An 18,060-nucleotide genomic window follows, 5' to 3' on the forward strand; every position below is an offset into this window, starting at 1 on the left:
GCGCCCATCGACCAGAGAGGAAAACGTCATGAAGCTCGTCGTGTCCGAGTGGGGGAACCCGGACGGCCCGCCGGTGGTGTGCATCCACGGCGTCGGTGGCAACCGCGGGAACTTCCAGCGGGTCGCCGAGGAGCGCTGGGGACAGCACTTCCGGATCATCGCCCCTGACCTGCGGGGCCACGGTGACTCGGGCTACGAGCCGCCCTGGACCCACGCGACGTACGTCGCCGACATCATCGAGACCCTCGACGGGCTCGGTATCGACCGGGCCCACTTCGTCGGGCACTCCTTCGGTGGTCGCCTCGTGCTCCAGCTGATCGCGACGCACGCCGACCGGGTCGAGCGGGCCGCGGTGACCGAGCCGGTCATCCAGATCACCCCCGAGCTGGCGCTGCACCGCGCCGAGCAGGAGCGCGTCGGCGGCACCTGGGACTCGCTCGAGGCGTTCGTCGCGAGCCGCGAGAACACCGGCGACGTGCGGCCCGAGGACTACCTGGCCGACCTGGAGGGCCACTTCGAGACGCTCGAGGACGGACGGGTGCGGCGCCGCACCAACCAGGCGGCGATCGTGTCGATCTTCAGCGAGTTCGCGGTGCCGGTCGCGGCACCGTCGGCGGAGACGATCCCGGTGCCGACCCTGCTGCTCTACTCGCCGGCGTTCGGCCTCGTCACCCCCGAGCAGCGCGCGGCCTACGAACCGTTCGTCGCCGAGGTGGTCGAGGTCCCCGGCCTGCACGCGGTGTTCACGACGGCCTACGAGGAGACCGCGACGGCCATCGAGAAGTTCCTGCTGGGCTGAGGCACGACGATGCGCTACGACTTCGTGGTCGTCGGGGGCGGCACCGCAGGGTGCGTCCTCGCGACCCGCTTGAGCGAGGACCCCGACGCGACGGTCCTGCTGGTCGAGGCCGGCGGCGACGAGCGCCGGCCGACGGTCGAGGTGCCCGACCGCTGGGAGGACAACCTCGGGACCGAGACGGACTGGCAGTACCGCACCGTCCCCCAGCCCGGCACCGGCCGCGCGTACGACGCCCCGCGGGGTCGCGTGCTCGGCGGGTCCGGGTCGATCAACTGCATGACCCACCTGCGCGGACACCGGCTCGACTTCGACGACTGGGCAGCGCTCGGCGCCGAGGGCTGGGACTACGCCGGCGTGCTGCCGTACTTCCGTCGCTCGGAGCACGCGCCGGACGGCGACCAGCGCTACCGCGGGACCGGAGGGCCGCTGCAGCCCCGGGTCGTGGGTGAGGCGTCGCGCGTCGGGCAGCAGTTCGTCGCCAGCGCCACCCGGCTGGGCTTCCGGCACAACGCCGACTTCGCCGGTCCGGAGATGGAAGGCGTCGGCTACACCGAGTCCCTGGTGCGTGACGGCAAGCGGGAGAGCACCGCGACGGCGTACCTGCGGCCGGCGGTGGGACGCCCTAACCTGACGGTCGCCACCGACGCCCGCGTCCTGGGCCTGGTCCTCGACGGCACCACCTGCCGCGGCGTGCGCGTGGTGTGCGACGGTGCCGAGGAGGTCGTCGAGGCGCGCGAGGTCGTCCTCGCCGCCGGGGCGATCGGCTCGCCCCACCTGCTCCTGCTCGCCGGCATCGGCCCGGACGCCCAGCTGGCGGCGGCCGGGATCCGCACCCGCCACGACCTGCCGGGGGTCGGCCAGAACCTGCAGGACCACGTGCTGCTGAGCGGCGTGCGGTACCGCGCGGACCGCCCGGTCGGCGATGCCGGCATGGGGGGAGCCACCCTGCTCGCCCGCGGGGACAACGGCCACCACGGACCCGACCTGCAGATCAACACCATGAACATCGACTACTTCATGCCCTGGCAGGGCGGCCCGGTCGAGCACCCGATCACGTTCGGGGTCGGCCACATGCGTCCGCGCAGCCGCGGCTCGGTCACCGTCGTCTCGGCCGACCCGGCCGTCGCGCCGCTGATCGATCCCGGCTACCTGCGCGAGCAGCACGACCTCGACATGCTCGTGCGCGGCCTCGAGGTCCTGGACTCGATCGTGCAGGACGGTGCGTTCGCGGAGTGGGGCGGACGCAGCGACAGCACCTGGCTCCTGAGCCAGGACCGGGCCGGTCTCGAGGCCGCCGTACGGGACGCCGTCGGCAGCTACTTCCACCTCTCCGGGACCTGCCGGATCGGGGTGGACGCCGACGCGGTCGTCGACCCCGAGCTGCGTGTCCACGGCATCGACGCACTGCGCGTCGCCGACGCCTCGGTGATGCCGAACGGCGTCTCCTGCAACACCAACGCCGCCGTCGTGATGATCGGCGAGAAGGCTGCCGACCTCGTCCGCGGCCGGACCCTCTGAGAGGACCCGATGCCCAAGATCCACCCGCTGATCGTCCAGGCCAGCGACGACGAGTACGTCGACACCGCGAGCTGGGTGCCGGACGGACCGATCGAGCTGCACCCTGACGACGACACGGTCACCCAGACCCTGCTGAGCGCGAAGCTGGTCGAGGACTGCGACGTCACGTTCGCGCTCGCCAAGGTCCCGCCCGGTTCGCACCACCTGCGGCACTTCCACCCGCACGGCAGCGAGATCTACTACGTCACCAAGGGCACCTGCACGGTCTTCCTCGGCGAGGAGGAGATCGCCGCCGAGCCCGGCATGGCGATCTACATCCCGCCGGGTGTCGTCCACGGCGACCGCAACGACGGCGACGAGACCTGCGAGATGGTCGTCGTCTGCAGCACGCCCACCTACGCCGAGATGGGACTGGTCTATGTCTGAGGTCCTGCTCGAGGTCGACGCCGGCGTCGCCGTCCTCACGCTCAACGCGCCCACCCGCTTCAACGCGCTGACGGTCGCGATGGCCGACGAGCTGGTCGCCGCGCTCGCCGCTGTCGAGGCCGACCCGTCGGTCGCCGCGCTCGTCGTCCGAGGCGAGGGCAAGGCGTTCTGCGCCGGCGGCGACGTCGCCACGCTCGCCGACGCGGGCGTCGACCCCGCCGACCCGGAGCGGTACGCCGGCATCGGCGCCATCTACGCGTCGTTCACCCGGCTCGGCAAGGTCGGCGTACCGACCATCGCCGCGGTCCACGGCGCCGTCGTCGGCGCCGGGATGAACCTGATGCTCGCCGCCGACCTGCGGGTCGTCGCCCAGGACGCCCGGTTGATCTGCGGCTTCCTCAAGCGCGGGCTGCACCCGGGGGGCGGGCACTTCCTGCTGCTCGAGCGCCTCGCCGGGCGCGAGGCAGCCGCCGCGATGGGCCTGTTCGGCGAGGAGGTCGACGGCACGACCGCGCAGCGGCTCGGCCTGGCGTGGGACGCCGTACCGGCCGCCGAGGTCACCGAGCGCGCCCTCGAGCTGGCCCGCCGCGTCGCGGGCGATCCCGAGCTGGCGCGCGCCGTGGTCACGACCTTCCGGCGTGAGCTCGGCCCGCCGCACGTCTCGTGGGACGTCGCCGTGCAGGTCGAGCGGCCCAGCCAGATGTGGTCGATGCGCCGCGCCGAGATCGCGTCGCGGAGGTCCGCCGATGCGTGAGGCGGTGATCGTCGAGGCCGTCCGCACCCCGGTCGGCAAGCGCGGCGGCGGGCTGGCAGGCATCCACCCGGTCGACCTCGGCGCCGAGGTGCTCGACGCGCTGGTGCGTCGTACCGGCGTCGACCCGGCGCTCGTCGACGACGTGCTCTGGGGCTGCGTCACCACGATCGGCGAGCAGTCGTCGAACATCGGCCGCTGGTCCGCGCTCGCCGCGGGCTGGCCGACCAGCGTCCCCGGGACCACGATCGACCGCGCCTGCGGCTCGTCCCAGCAGGCGATCGCCTTCGCCGCCGCGGGCGTCATGTCCGGCCAGTACGACGTCGTCGTGGCCGGCGGCGTCGAGTCGATGTCACGGGTGCCGATGGGGTCCACCCGGACCAGCGGCCACGGCGACGCGCGCGGCCCGAGGGTCGCGGCGCGCTACCCGCGCGAGGAGTTCTCGCAGGGCGTCGCCGCCGAGATGATCGCCCGCAGCTGGGGCCTGTCGCGCACCCAGCTCGACCAGCACAGCCTCGCCTCCCACGAGCGGGCCCGCCGCGCGTGGGACGAGGGCCGCTTCGCGGACCAAGTCGTCCCGGTCGCCGGCGTCCAGCAGGACGAGGGGATCCGCGACGGCGGCACCCTGGACAAGCTGGCCGGGCTGAAGACGCCGTTCGACGACTCCGGCGTCGTGACCGCCGGCAACTCCTCGCAGATCTCCGACGGCGCCGCGGCCCTCATGATCACCACGCCGGAGCGCGCCGCCGCGCTCGGCCTGACGCCGCTGGCCCGCTTCCACTCGTTCGCCGTCACCGGGGTCGACCCGGTGCTCATGCTGACCGGTCCGATCCCCGCCACCGAGCGGGTGCTCACCCGGGCCGGGCTGTCGATCTCCGACATCGGCACGTTCGAGGTCAACGAGGCCTTCGCGTCGGTCACCCTGGCCTGGCTGGCCGAGACCGGCGCCGACCCGGCGCTGCTCAACCCCGACGGCGGTGCCATCGCCCTGGGGCACCCGCTCGGCTGCTCGGGGGCGCGGCTCGCGACGAGCCTCGTGCACCGGATGGTGGCCGAGGGGACCCGCTACGGACTGCAGGCGATCTGCGAGGCCGGCGGCATGGCGAACGCGATGATCCTGGAGAGGCTGGACCGATGACGCTCGACTCCCTGCGCCAGGAGGTGCGCGCGTTCCTCGCCGAGCAGCGCGCCGCCGGCGCGATCACGACCACCGCCGACAGCTGGCTGAGCGGGTGGGACGAGGACTTCACCCGCGCCCTCGCCCAGCGCGGCTGGCTCGGCATGACCATCCCGACGGCGTACGGCGGTCACGGCCGCTCGTACGTCGAGCGGTTCGTCGTCACCGAGGAGCTGCTCGCCGCGGGTGCCCCGGTCTCGGCGCACTGGATCGCGGACCGCCAAATCGGGCCGTCGCTGCTGAGGTTCGGCACCGAGGAGCAGAAGCAGCGCTTCCTCCCGCGGATCGCGCGGGGCGAGTGCTACTTCGCGATCGGCATGTCCGAGCCGGACGCCGGGTCCGACCTCGCCGCGGTCCGCACCCGGGCCACGAGGGTCGACGGCGGCTGGGAGCTGGAGGGCGGCAAGGTCTGGACGTCGGGCGCGCACCAGGCGCACGCCTTCATCGCGCTGGTCCGGACGACGCCGCGGGCGGAGTCCGGCCGGCACGAGGGGCTCACCCAGCTCATCGTCCACCTCGACGCCCCGGGCGTCACCGTGCGGCCGATCGCCTCGATCGACGGCAACAGCCACTTCAACGAGGTGCTCTTCGCGTCGGTCTTCGTGCCCGACGCCGACGTGCTCGGCGAGGTCGGCTCCGGGTGGCGGCAGGTCACCTCCGAGCTGGGCTTCGAGCGCAGCGGGCCGGAGCGCTTCCTCTCCACCTTCCCGGCCCTGGCCGCGGTGCTCCGTGCCCACCAGGACGCCGGTGCGGCGGGCGATCCGGACCTGCGCCTCGGCCGCAGCCTGACCCGCCTGGCCGGTCTGCACCAGCTCTCCTCGCAGGTCTCCCAGGTGCTCCAGGACGGCGGCGAGGCCGACCTCCTGGCCAGCATGGTCAAGGTGATGGGCACGCTGGGCGAGGGCGACATCGCCGACCTGGTCGCGGAGCACGCGACGAGCGGCCCGGCTGCAGGGGATCCCCTCGTGGGCGAGCTCGCCCGGCTGAGCCTGCTGCGTCGTCCGGGCTTCACGCTCCGCGGCGGCACCAACGAGATCCTGCGCGGCATCATCGCCGGCCGGATCGCTCCCGGCGCGCTGCCCGGCTTCGCCGTCGACGACGACTACGCCGCGATGGTGGGCCAGGTCCTCGCCGACCATGCCGAGCGCCAGGTCGCCGGGGAGCTGGACGCGGCGCTGTGGAAGCAGCTCGCCGAGCTGGGCCTGACCCGGCTCACGGGCGCCGAGGCGTCGGGCGGCAGCGCCGCCGGGTGGGCCGAGGCGGGCACGCTGCACCGGCTCGCGGCGTACCACGGGGTCGCGCTGCCGCTGGCCGAGCACGACCTGCTCGCCGGGTGGCTCGCCGAGGCGCTCGGACTCCCCGTCGACGACCGGGTCACGACCCTCGCCGTCGCGCGGGCCGACGGCGCGCTCGTCGCGCCCTTCGGTCGGTACGCCGAGCGCGTCCTCGCCGTGCTGCCCGACGGCCGGCTGCTGGACCTGGCGCCGGGGGAGTACGCCGTCGACCCCGGCAGCGACCTGGCGGGCGAGGCCCGGGACGTGATCGTGCCCGTGGACCCTGCCGCGGGCGCGCAGGTCGACCGGGCCGTGCTCGACGAGCTGCACCTGCGCGGAGCGCTCGTGCGCGCCGCGCAGCTGTGCGGAGCGCTCGAGCGGTGCGTCGACCTCGCGGTGGAGCACGCCTCGGTGCGGGAGCAGTTCGGTCGCCCGCTGGTGAAGTTCCAGGCCGTCCAGGCCCTGCTCGCCGAAGCCGCCGCCGAGACCGCGCTCGCCCAGGCGGCCACCCAGGCCGCCCTCCTGGCCGGCCCCGAGGACCTGGAACGTGCCGTGGCCGTCGCCAAGGCCTGTGCCTCCCACGCGGCCGGTGTCGTGACCCGCAACGCGCACCAGGTCCTCGGCGCCATCGGCACGACGACCGAGCACGCGCTGGGCCGCTTCACCGGCCGGCTGCTCACCTGGCGCGACGACTTCGGCACCCGGGACGGCTGGGACCGCGTGCTGGGGCGGGCGGCCGTCGTACCGGGGGCCGACGTGTGGGCGCTGGTCGCCGGGAGCTGACGTCCGCCGGCGCGGCCCCCTTGTGGGCGCCGTACGTCCGGAGTAACATACCGACCCGTCGGTTTGTTCAGTTCTTTCCTGAAGGAGGCCCGCGATGACCCGGCCCACTCCCACCGACCCGCGCTGGTTCCGCGAGGTCCTCGGCCAGTACCCGACCGGCGTGTGCGTCGTCACCGCCGCCGAGCCCGACGGCGGCCACGCCGGGTTCGTCGTCGGCTCGTTCACCTCGGTGTCCCTCGACCCGCCGCTGGTGGCGTTCTTCCCGGACAAGTCGTCGAGCAGCTGGCCCCGGATCGAGCGCGCCGGCCGGTTCTGCGTCAACATCCTGAGCTCGGAGCAGGAGAACGTCTGCCGGCAGTTCGCGTCCAAGGGCGACGACAAGTTCCAGGGGATCGCCGTGCGCGAGGCCGGCTCCGGCTCGCCGATCATCGACGGCGTCGTCGCCTGGATCGACTGTGAGCTCGACCAGGTCCACGAGGCCGGCGACCACTACGCGGTCTACGGCAAGGTCCTCGACCTCAACGTCGAGAACGGCTCCCTCCCGCTGCTGTTCTTCCAGGGCGGCTACGGGCGTTTCGCTCCGCTCTCGATGGCCGCGCCGAGCGGGCGCACGGTGTCGGCCGACCGGCTCCGCCAGATCGACCTGGTGCGCGCGGAGATGGAGCAGCTGGCCCAGGACCTCGCGGCCCGCTCCATCGCGACCTGTGTCGTCGACGACGCTCTCGTCGTGCTCGCCGGTGCCGGCAGTGCCGCCTCGACCGCGCTCCCGGCGCTCGTCGGGGTCGACCTCCCCTACGTCCCGCCCAACGGCTCGGCGCTCGCCGCCTGGTGCTCGCCGGAGGAGATCGACGCGTGGCTCAACGTCCTGCCGGACGAGCCGGCGCGCGCCGAGCAGCGCGAGCGGCTGCGCGTCGTCCGTGAGCGCGGCTACTCCCTGGGCCTCATCAACGATGCCCAGCGCGCGTTCGCCTCGGCCCTCCACCGGCTCGCCGCGGACCCCGCCGCCGTCGAACCCGAGAGCCTGCGCGACCTCGCCACCCGGCTCAGCTACGACCCCGTCGAGCTGACGCCCGAGACCATGGGCGACGTCCGGGTGATCGCCGTCCCGGTCTTCGACGCCGACGCCCGGCCGACCCTGGCCTTCACGGTCTACGGCTTCTCCCGCCCCGACAGCAACGGCGGCCTGGAGGCCTACATCGACCGTGCCCTGGAGGCCTCGCGGCGGGCGACGGAGCTGCTCGGCGGCGTCCTTCCGGCCGACCTCGCGGTGGCCGCCGGCTGAGGGTTGACACCCCTCGGCCCACCCATGAAGATACCAACCGGTCTGTCAACATCGAGAGGACAGCGATGACCAACCCTCCCCCCGGCCGGCGTGCCGGAGTCGCGGCCCCCGTGCTCCGCGGCCCGTTCGACCCCGGCGGCCAGCCCGTCGTCACGCGGCCGAACCACGTGCACCTCTCGCTGTTCGCGTGGAACGTCAGCAGCGGTCTGTCCGCCAGCAAGGCGGTGCTCAGCGACGTCGACCGGCACCGCGACGTGTGGAAGTGGCCGTCGTCCTCGACGCTGCTCCGGGCCGTCGAGGACGCCGGCATGGACAGCCAGCTCCAGTACGGCATGTGGAGCGGCTACGGCGGCGCCACCGGCTGGAACGACGCCCAGCTCGACTGGGCCACCGCCGCGACGGCGTCGGCCGCGGTCACCGGGAAGATCGGCATCTACTCGACGATCCACGTGGGCTACGGCTTCCACCCGCTGCTGCTCGCCAAGCTGACGTCGTCCATCGACCACGTCTCCGGCGGCCGGCTCGGCGTCAACATCGTGGCCGGGCAGAACCCGGCCGACTACGCCCAGTTCGGCCTCGTCGGGCCGCCCTCGCAGCAGGAGCGCTACGACATCGCCGACGAGGTCACCACCGCGCTCAAGCTGCTGTGGACCTCCGAGGAGCCGGTCGACTTCGAGGGCACGTACTTCCAGATGTACGGAGCGCAGGTCAACCCGCGCGCCACCAGCCGCCCGCGTCCGGTCCTCATCACCGCCGCCGGCTCCGACATCGGCCTCGACTACGCCGCCCGCCAGTGCGACGTCGTCTTCATCACCTCCCAGAACAACTCGGTCGAGGGCTTCCGCCAGCGCGCCTCGAAGATCCACGGCATGTTCGCCGAGTACGGACGCACCGCCCGGATCGCCGCCATGTGCTACGTCGTGATGGACGAGACCGACGAGGCCGCCGCCGAGACCGTCGCCTGGATGAAGGACGAGATCGACGACGGCGCGCTGCGCAACTGGCTCAAGCGATCGGGCCACGTGCTCAACAGCCAGGCGAAGGTCCTCGACGACAACCAGATCGGCGACGACCGGGCCGGCCTCGACGAGGATGCGTACCTCGGCATCGGCCAGGAGCAGTACGAGAGCCTCGGCATGGGCATGGGCGCCTACCAGCTCTTCGGCTCCTACCAGACCGTCGCCGACCAGCTCATCGAGCTCTACGAGGCCGGCGTCGAGCAGGTCGCGCTCTGCTTCTTCGACCCGCACAAGGGCGTGCAGCAGATGAAGGACCACGTCATCCCGCTGCTGCGCGAGCGCGGCTACAACCACGATCTCGGCTGAGGCGAGGAGCCACCATGTCGAACCGCACCTACCGGATCACCGAGGTCGTCGGCACGTCGCCCGACGGCGTCGAGCCCGCGATCCGCAACGCCATCGACCGCGCCTCGCGGACCCTGCGCCACCTCGACTGGTTCGAGGTGGCGCAGATCCGCGGGCACGTCTCCGACGGCGACGTGGAGCACTTCCAGGTGACCCTGCGGCTCGGGTTCCGCCTGGAGGACGACGAGTAGGGAGCCCGCGCCCGCGCGGCACATTCCCTATGGTCTGTTCCGACTGATAGGAAGGTAGCCCCCACCGGGGGCCTGAAGAACGGCTGTGTCGAGGAGGCATGGGATGGCAAGGACCAAGGCCAGTGCAGCGGCGAAGAAGCCGCGGGCACGCCGTGATCCCGACGCGACCAAGGCGGCACTGCTCAACAGCGCGGTGACGCTGTTCGACAAGTACGGCTACGACGCCACGTCCGTCCAGCAGATCGTGGACGACGCCGGGCGGACCAAGGGCGCGTTCTACCACTACTTCGAGAGCAAGGAAGACCTGCTCCGCGACCTCCACGACAAGTTCATCGACTACCAGCTCGAGAAGGCGCACGCCGTCCTCGAGCGGGACGAGCCGGCCGACGTCCTCCTCAAGGACCTGGTCATCGAGGTCCTGATGGAGCCCCTCGGTCTCTACAAGTCCGAGATCTCGGTCTTCCTGCACGAGCAGAAGTTCCTCTCCGAGGAGGCCTTCGAGGAGATCCGGGCCAAGCGCGACGAGTTCGAGAGCTGCGTCGTGCAGATCATCGAGCGCGGCATCGCCGACGGCACCTTCAAGCCACTCGGTCCGCCGCGCCTGCTGGCGTTCGGCGTGATCGGCATGTGCGCCTGGAGCCATACCTGGCTGACCACCGGCGGGCGCGTGACGCCGCGGGCGATCGGTGAGATGTTCGGCGAGATCGCGGTCAACGGCCTGCGCGCCTGACCGGCCTGGCCGGTCGGCCCGGCGCCGCCCCTCGGTCACCTTTCCGGGATCGACTTAGGTTCGGCTAACCTATGCTCCATGATCGTCTGCCAGTGTCGCGTCGTCACGGACCGTGACGTCGACGCTGCCCTGGCCGACGGCGCCCGGACGGTCGGCGCGGTGTGCCGGTCGACCGGGGCGGCGCAGGACTGCGGGTCGTGCATCTTCTCGGTCAAGGCGCTGGTGCAGCGCCACCACGAGCTCGCGTGCGCGCACCTCCAGGCCGACGGCGCGGCCAGCTGATCGCGTTCTGAGCCTGGCCTCACTCCCGGGGGTGTGTGCCAGCATCGGCGGCAGGGCCGAACCCACCGTCGGAGGTACGCCATGCAGCCTGTCGATCCCCGCGTCGTCGATCTCCTCAACGAGGCCCTGACCTTCGAGCTGACGGTCACCAACACGTACTTCCTGCATGCCCGGATGCTCGACAACTGGGGGCTGTCCAAGCTCGGCAAGGTGTTCTACGACCTCTCCATCGACGAGATGCGCGATGCCGACGACCTGATCAACCGCATCCTCATGTTCGACGGACACCCCAACGTCCAGCGGCTCAATGCCATCCAGGTCGGCGAGACGGCCGAGGAGATGCTCACGCTCGCGCTGGCCAGCGAGCGCGCCGCCGTCGCCCAGTTCAACGCCGGGGCGGAGGAGTGCCACGCGCTCGGGGACCACGGCACGGCCGCGGTGTTCGAGGAGATGGTCCGCGACGAGGAGAAGCACGCCGACTGGTTCGAGAGCCAGCTCGACGCGATCAGCCGGATCGGCGTCCAGCAGTACCTCGCGCAGCACGTCGCCGCCGGCGAGGGTCCCGGCTGAGGGCGCGCTACGCCAGCGTGAGCGAGTAGTGGTGGAACTCGTCGTCGCGCTGCCAGCCCTCTGAGGCGTAGAGCGCCTGGGCGGTGGTGTTGGTCGTCGCCGTCGACAGGTCCATCCGTACGACGCCGTCCCGGCGCCCGCGCTCGGCCGCGGCGCGCAGCAGCGTCCGCCCGACGCCGTGCGCCCGGCTGCCGGGGTGCACGAAGAGGTCGTAGAGCACGTAGATGGGCGCGGCCTCGACCGTGCAGAGGGTCGGGTAGAGCTGGGTGAAGCCGGCCAGGTCGCCGTCCCGCTCGGCGACCAGGATCACCGAGTCCTGCCGGTCCAGCCGTTCGGCGATGAAGGCGCGCGCCCGGGGCAGGTCGGGGGCGCACGCGTAGAACTGGCGGTAGGCGTCGAGCAGCACGCCCAACCCGGCTTCGTCGCCGGGTCGTGCGTCGCGCACCAGGGTCGGTGAGGTCATGGCCTCCCCCTCTCGTCGGGTCATCCTTCCCCTACCTCCGAAATCGGGGGTAGCGCGGACGACGGTTCAGGAGTTAATTTAACGCCTGTTCAGTTAACTCGCAGCGGAGGTCCGCAATGGCTGGTGTGGCGGTGGAACGGGACTCGGGGACCGGAAGTAGCAGTACGACGACGTTGAAGCGCGGTGCGTTGGGGACGTTCTCGGTGGCGTTCCTGATCGTGTCCGCGGCGGCTCCCCTGGGGTACCTGGCCGGGTACGGCCCGCTCGCCCTGCTCATCGGCGGGCCCGGAGCGGCCGCCAGCTTCGTGCTCGGAGGGCTCGCGCTCGCGGCTTTCCTGGGCGCGTTCACCTCGATGACGCCGTACGTGAAGAGCTCCGGCGCCTTCTACGCCTACGTGAGCGCGGGGCTGGGGCGGGCGGCCGGCACCGTCGCGGCGGTGTTCGCGGTGGTGGCCTACAACCTGGCGCTGGTCGGCGCGCTCGGCGCGATCGCGACCTACCTGGTGCCGCACGTCGACGACCTCCTGAACGGGAGCGTGCCGTGGCCGGTGGTGGCGGTGGTCGCCACCGTGACCGTCTTCGCGATCGCCGCCGCCGGGATCGACCTCGGCGCGCGCTTCCTGGGCGTGCTGCTGATCCTGGAGACGGCCATCATCCTGGTCGTCGTCGTCGCGGTCCTGCTGGACGGCGGCGCGAACGGGCTCAGCCTCGATGCCTTCGGGCTCGACCGGGCGACCGCGCCCGGGATGGGCGCGGCACTGGCCCTGACGTTCGTCGGCTTCCTCGGCATCGAGGGCATCGCGCTGTACCGCTCCGAGGCGCGCGACCCCGACCGCACCATCCGCCGGGCCGGTGCGCTGGCCGTCGGGTCGATGGCGGTGTTCTACATCCTCGTGACCTGGGCGATCGTCCAGGCCTTCGGCACCGACCAGGTGCAGGGCGCGGCCGAGCAGCACGGCGCCGACCTGTTCTTCGTCGCCGCCGACCAGTACGTCGGCGGCTGGGCCGCGACGACCATGCAGTGGCTGATCATCACGAGCCTGCTCGCGGCGCAGCTCGCGTTCCACAACGCCGGCAACCGCTACCTCCACGCCCTGGCCCGGGACGGCGTCCTGCCGCGCCGGCTCGCGATCGTCGGCCGTCGTACCGGTGCGCCGTGGGTGGCCGGAGCGTTCGCGACGGTGGTGTCGCTCGTCGGCGTGGCGATCGCGGCGCTGCTCGACTGGGACCCGTACTTCGAGATGTCGGTCTGGCTGCTCTCGCTCGCGGTCGTCCTGATCCTGCTGCTCCAGGTGCTGACCTGCGTGGCCGTGGTGGTGTTCCTCGGCCGCCGGGCGGACGTCCCGGGCCGGGTGCGGGGCATCGTGTGCGCGGTCGTCGCCATCGGCCTGCTCGCGGTCGCCGGCTACGAGCTGCTCACCCAGTTCGAGCTGCTCTCCGCGAGCGGACCCGAGCAGAACGCCACCATCCTGACGGTGCTGGCCGGGTTCGTGGTGGTGACCGTCGTCGGCGTGGCCGTCGTCGCGCGGCTCCGTCCCGACGCCCTGCGGCGCGTCGGCCAGGATCCTGACGTCCCTGCCTGATCGATCTCATCGACCTGATCGACCGACCCACCCCACCGAAGAGAGGACGACGACGTGGCCCGACCCGAGGACCCCACCCGGCGCCCCCAGCTCCTGCAGCAGATCATCGACTACCTCGAGGACCATCGCCTCAGCGATCTCCGGATCCGGAGCGCGGCGGAGTTCTGCGGGGTCAGCGGGCCGGTGCTCGTCTACCAGTTCGGTACGCGCGACGAGCTCGTCGCTGCCGTCGTCTCCGAGGCCGAGCGCCAGATGCGGGCGGTCGCCGAGGAGCACATCGAGGCGGGCGTCGGCGCCGCGATGCGCGCGTTCTGGGCGTGGACGCTGGACGAGCCGCGGGCGGCGACGCTGCTCGGCATCTCCGTGGAGTGGCAGGTGCTCGAGCGGCAGCCGACCGAGCCGGAGAGGACCGATCGCGGCGGTGGCGCGCAGTTCTGGGTGGGCTGGATCGACCTGTTCGTTGAGCGGCTCCGCCGCGGGGGTGTGCCCGCCGAGCGCGCCCTGACGGAGGCGACGCTCCTGCACGGCGGCCTGCTCGGCCTGTGCCTGGACTACTGGGTCACCGGCGACGCGGAGCGGATCGGTCGCGCCTTCGAGGAGCTCGCCGTGCGCGCCGATCTCGTCGCGGCGAGCGACGCCCCATGAGGTACGCCGACCAGGTCGTCCTCGCGCGCCGGGTCCACCCGATGACGGCCGACGGTCCGTCGTACGAGGTGGTTGAGGCGGTCGCGATCCGGGGCGACCGGATCGCGGCGGTCGGGTCCCGGGCCGAGGCGCGCGGGTGGATCGGTCCGGACACGGTGGTGACCGACCACGGTTCCGGGGTGATCACCCCAGGGCTCGTGGATGCGCACAGCCACCCGATCCTGGGCCTGCGGATGACGGCCGGGCACGACCTGTCGGGGGCCTCGTCGCCCGCGGAGCTGCAGGCCGGCCTCGCCGCCGCTGCGGAGGCCACCGCACCGGGCGCGTGGGTTCAGGCGTGGGGCCTGAAGCCGGACGCCTGGCCTGCCCCCGGCCCGCACCGCGCCTGGCTCGACGCGATCGTCGGCGACCGGCCCGCGATCGTGCGGTTCTTCGACGGACATGCGGTGGTCGCGAGCACCCGCGCGCTCGAGCTCGCGGCGACCGCCGACCTCGTCGACGTCCTCGGTCCGGGTCTCGTCGGGCGCGACGCCCAGGGGCTGACCGGGGTCGTGCGGGAGCCGGCCGGGCTCGCCCACCTCGACGAGGCGATCCCCCAGCCGAGCGTGCACGACGAGGCCGCGCGACTGCACGACCTGCTCGCCGCCATGGCCGCGACCGGGCTGACGACGGTGCACGCCCTGGACCTCGAGGGGGACGCGCTGGCGGTCCTCGAGGCGGCCGAGGCGCGCGGCCCGCTGCCGCTGCGGTTGCTGCTGTCGCCGTGGTGCGGCCCCGAGCTCGACGAGGACGGCTGGCGCGAGCTGCTCGCCCTGCAGCAGCGATCGGGCGAGCGGTGGGCGGTCCGCGGGGTCAAGATCTTCCTCGACGGCACCATCGACCACGGCACCGCCTGGCTCTCGCGCCCGGACCGGTGGGGGCAGTCGGACGTCAGCCTCTGGCCCGACCGTGACCGGTACGCCGCGGCGCTGGCCTTCTTCGACCGCCACGGCGTCGCCACCGCGACCCACGCGATCGGGGACGCCGCGGTCGGCCGCGCCCTCGACGTGATCGGCGGCCTGCGGCGCGCGGGCTCCACGCTGGTGCACCGGATCGAGCACATCGAGACGGCCCCCGACCACCTGCTACCGCGCTTCGCCGAGGTCGGTGCGGCGGCGTGCATGCAGCCGACCCACTGCACCCGCTACGTCACCGCCGACGGCTCCGACAACTGGTCGGCACGGCTGCCCGAGCACCAGGCCCGCCAGGCGTGGCGCACCCGCGACCTCCGCGACCTCGGGGCGGTCGTCGCCCTCGGCTCCGACTGGCCGATCGCCCACTACGACCCGCGCCAGGTCATGGCGGACGCGCAGGAGCGCCGTCCCGCCGAGCGTCCGGACGCCGCGCCGGTCGGCCCCGAGCAGCGGCTGACCGCCCGGATGGCGCTCGAGGGCTACACCACGCACGCGGCCGCCGCGGACGGCCTGTCCGCCGAGCTCGGCGTCCTGGCGCCGGGAGCCCGGGCCGACCTCACCGTCTTCGCCGACGACCCCCTGGAGCTCGCGCCGAGCGCGCTCCTCACCTGCCCGGTGCTGGCGACCTACGTCGGCGGCGAGCCGGCGCACCGTCACACCGACCCCCACCGCTAGAGAAGGAAGCACATGCTCTTCGACAAGGACGAGTACCACGGCCGCTGGAACCGGCTGTACGACAGCATCGAGGCCTCGGGCGCCCGCACCGCCGTGGTGTGGCAACGCTCGGCGGGCGGCTACGACCGCGCCGGCGACCTGCACTGGCTGTGCAACTACGCCTCGCTCGCCTCGGGCCAGGAGCCGTCGGTCGCGACGTGGCCCGGGATCGGCCGTGGCTTCGCCGCGCTGATCTTCCACGACCGCAACGAGCCGACGCTGCATATCGCCGAGCCCGTGGAGCTCATCGACGAGACCGAGATCGCGCCCCTCGCGATCCACTCCCACGACAACCTCCCGGGCGGGGTCGGCGCCGAGCTGGCCCGCCTCGGCGTCGAGGGGACCGTGCTCCACAACGCCGACGACTTCCTGCCGATCCTCTTCGGGCGCGAGCTCGCGGCGGCGGCGCCCGGCGTCACCTTCGAGCACGACGACCACCTCATCTACCGCGCGCACCGCATCAAGTCGCCTGCCGAGCACGAGGTCATGCGCGAGGCCGGACGGGTCGCCAGCAGCGCGCTGACCGCCCTCATGAGCGGCCTGCTCGCGGGTCAGTCCGAGCGGGAGGCCTCGGCCGCCGCGGCGGCCGCGATCGTCCGCGGTGGCGGTGGGTTCCAGCGGATCGGCGTCGCCCACGGATCCCGCTCCGAGCGGGTGTTCTGGAGCTCCTCGATGTACGGCTACTCGGACGAGACGCCGGCGCCCGGTGACCTCGCCCGCGGTTGGGTCTACGGCCCGATCTACGGCGGCTACTGGCTCGACCCGGGCCGCACCCTCGTCGTGGGCAACCAGCCCACGTCCGCCCAGCGCACGCTCCTCGAGGCGGGCAACGACGTGGTGGAGCGCCTCCTCGACGCGATCCGGCCCGGCGTCAGCAGCGCGGACGTCGGCCTGCTGGGCGACGAGCTGATGGCGGCGGCCGGCAACGAGGCCGAGGGCGACTACTGGGAGCTGTACGGCCACGGTGTCGGCAAGGACTTCTACCTCCCGCCGGCGATCCCCGCCCACGGCTCGTACGCCGGCCTGGTGGACACCTACGAGGTCGGCATGGCCGTCACCGTCGAGATCTTCCTGCGCCACGCCGGCGTCGGCATGGCGACGTTCGAGCGGACCGGCCTGGTCACCGACACCGGCGTCGAGCTGCTCGACGACACCCCGATGATCTGGTGGTGAGCAGGAGCGTCCCGTACATCTCGGGATGTACGCAGGACCGCCCCGCAGGCTGACGACCGCGGCCCGCCGGGCATCTAGCGTCGTTCGACGTGAACCCCTCGACCTCGTCCCTGCTGCGCCGTTCCGGCGCGGTCCTCGTGATCGTGCTCGGTGCGGTCGTCGCCCTGGCGGCCGGCGGCCTCGCGATCCTGCTGGCGGCCGCGGCGGTACCGCTGCCGGTGGTCTTCGTCGCCGGCGGTGCGGTGACCCTGCTCGGGGTCACCGTGCTGGTGGTGCGCGGTGGGCTGGCGCTCGGCGCCAGCCGCCGCGGCTGGCGGACCGCACTGGTCGGCGGGATCGCCTGGTCGGCGCTGGTCGGCGTGGCCTTCGGCTTCCTGTTCCTGCGGCCGTTCCCCGAGATGACCGGCGGACCGGTCCCGGCCGGCGTCCGGTTCTGGAGCCTGGACGACGGCACCCGCCTGGCGTACGTCGCCAGCCCGGCGACGACGGCCGAGCGCAAGCCGACGCCGGTGATCTTCCTGCACGGCGGGCCGGGCACGCCCGGCGAGGGCCTGCCGTTCGGCACGGCCGAGCTCAACGCGGCCGGCTACGACGTCTACGGCTACGACCAGATCGGGGCGGGCCGCTCGACGCGGCTGGACGACGTCACCGGCTACACGGTGGCCCGCAACGTCGCCGACCTCGAAGCGGTGCGGGAGAAGGTCGGCGCCGACCAGGTGATCCTGATCGGCCAGTCCTGGGGCGGGTCCCTGGCCGCGCAGTACCTGGCGGCGCACCCCGACCGGGTGGCGAAGGTGGCGTTCACCTCGCCCGGCGAGATCTGGCCGGACGCCCATCCGGACACGGATGTCTCGCCCTGGGGCAAGCTGACCGGCGACCGGAAGAAGCGGTACGACGAGCTGACCTCGGCTCCGCGCTTCCTCCTGCAGGCGCTCCTGCTGGGCACCAACCCCCAGGCGGCGCACCGGCTCATCGGCGATGCCGAGTCCGATGCCCGGCTGCACGAGATCGCCGTGACCGGCCGCGACCTCGGGGGCTGCCCGGGTGGGCCGCCGGGCGAGGGGGAGGTGCACCAGAACCCGCAGGGCTTCTACACGAACCAGCTCACCAATGCGGACTTCGAGACCATCGCCGATCCGCGGCCGGTGCTCCGCAAGGTCCAGACGCCGGCGCTGGTGCTGCGCGCGGAGTGCGACTACGTGCCGTGGATCGACACCCGCGAGTACCGGGACACGCTGCCCGGGGCGACGATGGTCTACATCCCGGGCGCGGGGCACGGCATCACCGGGGAGGCCGGTCCGGCGTACCTGCGGGCGATCCTGGGCTTCCTGGCCGGTGAGCCGCTGACCGGCTACACCGGCGCGGAGGACCCGGCTCACTGA

Annotated in this window: 18 protein-coding genes; 17 read left to right on the forward strand and 1 reads right to left on the reverse strand. The window is 72.9% G+C overall.

What is annotated here, in order from left to right; genetic code table 11:
- The first annotated feature begins 28 nt into the window (after positions 1 to 28).
- From M0M48_RS26740 to bfr, 12 genes are all read left to right on the forward strand, one after another.
- On the forward strand, positions 29 to 799 hold the full coding sequence (locus M0M48_RS26740) for an alpha/beta fold hydrolase (RefSeq protein ID WP_257753456.1): 771 nt from the start codon (positions 29 to 31) through the stop codon (positions 797 to 799).
- A 9-nt stretch (positions 800 to 808) separates the two neighbouring features.
- Positions 809 to 2,317, forward strand: coding sequence for a GMC family oxidoreductase (locus M0M48_RS26745; protein ID WP_257753457.1), 1,509 nt, complete (start codon positions 809 to 811; stop codon positions 2,315 to 2,317).
- Between the two features lie 9 nt (positions 2,318 to 2,326).
- Entirely contained in the window at positions 2,327 to 2,743 is a 417-nt protein-coding gene (locus tag M0M48_RS26750) for a cupin domain-containing protein (protein WP_257753458.1), read from the forward strand.
- Complete coding sequence (locus M0M48_RS26755) at positions 2,736 to 3,497, forward strand: enoyl-CoA hydratase-related protein (protein WP_257753459.1); 762 nt, start codon at positions 2,736 to 2,738, stop codon at positions 3,495 to 3,497. The genes M0M48_RS26750 and M0M48_RS26755 overlap by 8 nt, the downstream gene beginning before the upstream one ends.
- On the forward strand, positions 3,490 to 4,632 hold the full coding sequence (locus tag M0M48_RS26760; protein ID WP_257753460.1) for a thiolase family protein: 1,143 nt from the start codon (positions 3,490 to 3,492) through the stop codon (positions 4,630 to 4,632). Before M0M48_RS26755 ends, M0M48_RS26760 begins: the two co-directional genes overlap by 8 nt.
- Positions 4,629 to 6,728, forward strand: a complete 2,100-nt coding sequence (locus M0M48_RS26765; protein WP_257753461.1) for an acyl-CoA dehydrogenase family protein — start codon at positions 4,629 to 4,631, stop codon at positions 6,726 to 6,728. Before M0M48_RS26760 ends, M0M48_RS26765 begins: the two co-directional genes overlap by 4 nt.
- Before the next feature lie 94 nt (positions 6,729 to 6,822).
- On the forward strand, positions 6,823 to 8,010 hold the full coding sequence (locus M0M48_RS26770; RefSeq protein WP_257753462.1) for a flavin reductase family protein: 1,188 nt from the start codon (positions 6,823 to 6,825) through the stop codon (positions 8,008 to 8,010).
- Positions 8,011 to 8,075: 65 nt separating this feature from the next.
- Positions 8,076 to 9,335: an LLM class flavin-dependent oxidoreductase gene (locus tag M0M48_RS26775; protein ID WP_257753463.1), complete on the forward strand. Its 1,260-nt coding sequence runs from the start codon at positions 8,076 to 8,078 to the stop codon at positions 9,333 to 9,335.
- 14 nt (positions 9,336 to 9,349) lie between these two features.
- Positions 9,350 to 9,565: a dodecin gene (locus M0M48_RS26780; protein WP_257753464.1), complete on the forward strand. Its 216-nt coding sequence runs from the start codon at positions 9,350 to 9,352 to the stop codon at positions 9,563 to 9,565.
- A 103-nt stretch (positions 9,566 to 9,668) separates the two neighbouring features.
- Positions 9,669 to 10,295, forward strand: coding sequence for a TetR/AcrR family transcriptional regulator (locus tag M0M48_RS26785; RefSeq protein WP_257753465.1), 627 nt, complete (start codon positions 9,669 to 9,671; stop codon positions 10,293 to 10,295).
- A 78-nt stretch (positions 10,296 to 10,373) separates the two neighbouring features.
- On the forward strand, positions 10,374 to 10,577 hold the full coding sequence (locus M0M48_RS26790) for a (2Fe-2S)-binding protein (RefSeq protein ID WP_215813836.1): 204 nt from the start codon (positions 10,374 to 10,376) through the stop codon (positions 10,575 to 10,577).
- Positions 10,578 to 10,658: 81 nt separating this feature from the next.
- On the forward strand, positions 10,659 to 11,147 hold the full coding sequence (bfr, locus tag M0M48_RS26795; protein WP_257753466.1) for a bacterioferritin: 489 nt from the start codon (positions 10,659 to 10,661) through the stop codon (positions 11,145 to 11,147).
- Between the two features lie 7 nt (positions 11,148 to 11,154).
- Here the strand turns inward: bfr and M0M48_RS26800 are convergent, their stop codons facing one another.
- Entirely contained in the window at positions 11,155 to 11,610 is a 456-nt protein-coding gene (locus tag M0M48_RS26800) for a GNAT family N-acetyltransferase (RefSeq protein ID WP_257753467.1), read from the reverse strand.
- A gap of 116 nt (positions 11,611 to 11,726) precedes the next feature.
- Between M0M48_RS26800 and M0M48_RS26805 the strand changes: the two genes are divergently transcribed.
- The 5 genes from M0M48_RS26805 (at position 11,727) to M0M48_RS26825 (ending at position 18,060) form a co-directional block, all read left to right on the forward strand.
- Positions 11,727 to 13,193 carry an APC family permease gene (locus M0M48_RS26805; RefSeq protein WP_257759276.1) on the forward strand — a complete coding sequence of 489 codons (1,467 nt, stop codon included), beginning with the start codon at positions 11,727 to 11,729 and terminating at the stop codon, positions 13,191 to 13,193.
- A gap of 54 nt (positions 13,194 to 13,247) precedes the next feature.
- On the forward strand, positions 13,248 to 13,838 hold the full coding sequence (locus M0M48_RS26810; protein WP_215813832.1) for a TetR/AcrR family transcriptional regulator: 591 nt from the start codon (positions 13,248 to 13,250) through the stop codon (positions 13,836 to 13,838).
- A complete protein-coding gene (locus tag M0M48_RS26815; RefSeq protein ID WP_257753469.1) occupies positions 13,835 to 15,466 on the forward strand; it encodes an amidohydrolase in 1,632 nt (543 codons plus the stop codon). Before M0M48_RS26810 ends, M0M48_RS26815 begins: the two co-directional genes overlap by 4 nt.
- Positions 15,467 to 15,478: 12 nt before the next feature.
- On the forward strand, positions 15,479 to 16,678 hold the full coding sequence (locus M0M48_RS26820) for a M24 family metallopeptidase (protein WP_257753470.1): 1,200 nt from the start codon (positions 15,479 to 15,481) through the stop codon (positions 16,676 to 16,678).
- Positions 16,679 to 16,767: 89 nt separating this feature from the next.
- Entirely contained in the window at positions 16,768 to 18,060 is a 1,293-nt protein-coding gene (locus tag M0M48_RS26825) for an alpha/beta fold hydrolase (RefSeq protein ID WP_257753471.1), read from the forward strand.

This window comes from Pimelobacter simplex (assembly GCF_024662235.1).
Lineage (GTDB): Bacteria > Actinomycetota > Actinomycetes > Propionibacteriales > Nocardioidaceae > Nocardioides.

Excerpts from the sequence above, each read along its gene's own strand:
- M0M48_RS26740 (WP_257753456.1), top strand. The coding sequence starts at position 29 with ATGAAGCTCGTCGTGTCCGAGTGGGGGAACCCGGACGGCCCGCCGGTG.
- M0M48_RS26745 (WP_257753457.1), top strand. The coding sequence starts at position 809 with ATGCGCTACGACTTCGTGGTCGTCGGGGGCGGCACCGCAGGGTGCGTC.
- M0M48_RS26750 (WP_257753458.1), top strand. The coding sequence starts at position 2,327 with ATGCCCAAGATCCACCCGCTGATCGTCCAGGCCAGCGACGACGAGTAC.
- M0M48_RS26755 (WP_257753459.1), top strand. The coding sequence starts at position 2,736 with ATGTCTGAGGTCCTGCTCGAGGTCGACGCCGGCGTCGCCGTCCTCACG.
- M0M48_RS26760 (WP_257753460.1), top strand. The coding sequence starts at position 3,490 with ATGCGTGAGGCGGTGATCGTCGAGGCCGTCCGCACCCCGGTCGGCAAG.
- M0M48_RS26765 (WP_257753461.1), top strand. The coding sequence starts at position 4,629 with ATGACGCTCGACTCCCTGCGCCAGGAGGTGCGCGCGTTCCTCGCCGAG.
- M0M48_RS26770 (WP_257753462.1), top strand. The coding sequence starts at position 6,823 with ATGACCCGGCCCACTCCCACCGACCCGCGCTGGTTCCGCGAGGTCCTC.
- M0M48_RS26775 (WP_257753463.1), top strand. The coding sequence starts at position 8,076 with ATGACCAACCCTCCCCCCGGCCGGCGTGCCGGAGTCGCGGCCCCCGTG.
- M0M48_RS26780 (WP_257753464.1), top strand. The coding sequence starts at position 9,350 with ATGTCGAACCGCACCTACCGGATCACCGAGGTCGTCGGCACGTCGCCC.
- M0M48_RS26785 (WP_257753465.1), top strand. The coding sequence starts at position 9,669 with ATGGCAAGGACCAAGGCCAGTGCAGCGGCGAAGAAGCCGCGGGCACGC.
- M0M48_RS26790 (WP_215813836.1), top strand. The coding sequence starts at position 10,374 with ATGATCGTCTGCCAGTGTCGCGTCGTCACGGACCGTGACGTCGACGCT.
- bfr (WP_257753466.1), top strand. The coding sequence starts at position 10,659 with ATGCAGCCTGTCGATCCCCGCGTCGTCGATCTCCTCAACGAGGCCCTG.
- M0M48_RS26800 (WP_257753467.1), bottom strand. The coding sequence starts at position 11,610 with ATGACCTCACCGACCCTGGTGCGCGACGCACGACCCGGCGACGAAGCC.
- M0M48_RS26805 (WP_257759276.1), top strand. The coding sequence starts at position 11,727 with ATGGCTGGTGTGGCGGTGGAACGGGACTCGGGGACCGGAAGTAGCAGT.
- M0M48_RS26815 (WP_257753469.1), top strand. The coding sequence starts at position 13,835 with ATGAGGTACGCCGACCAGGTCGTCCTCGCGCGCCGGGTCCACCCGATG.
- M0M48_RS26820 (WP_257753470.1), top strand. The coding sequence starts at position 15,479 with ATGCTCTTCGACAAGGACGAGTACCACGGCCGCTGGAACCGGCTGTAC.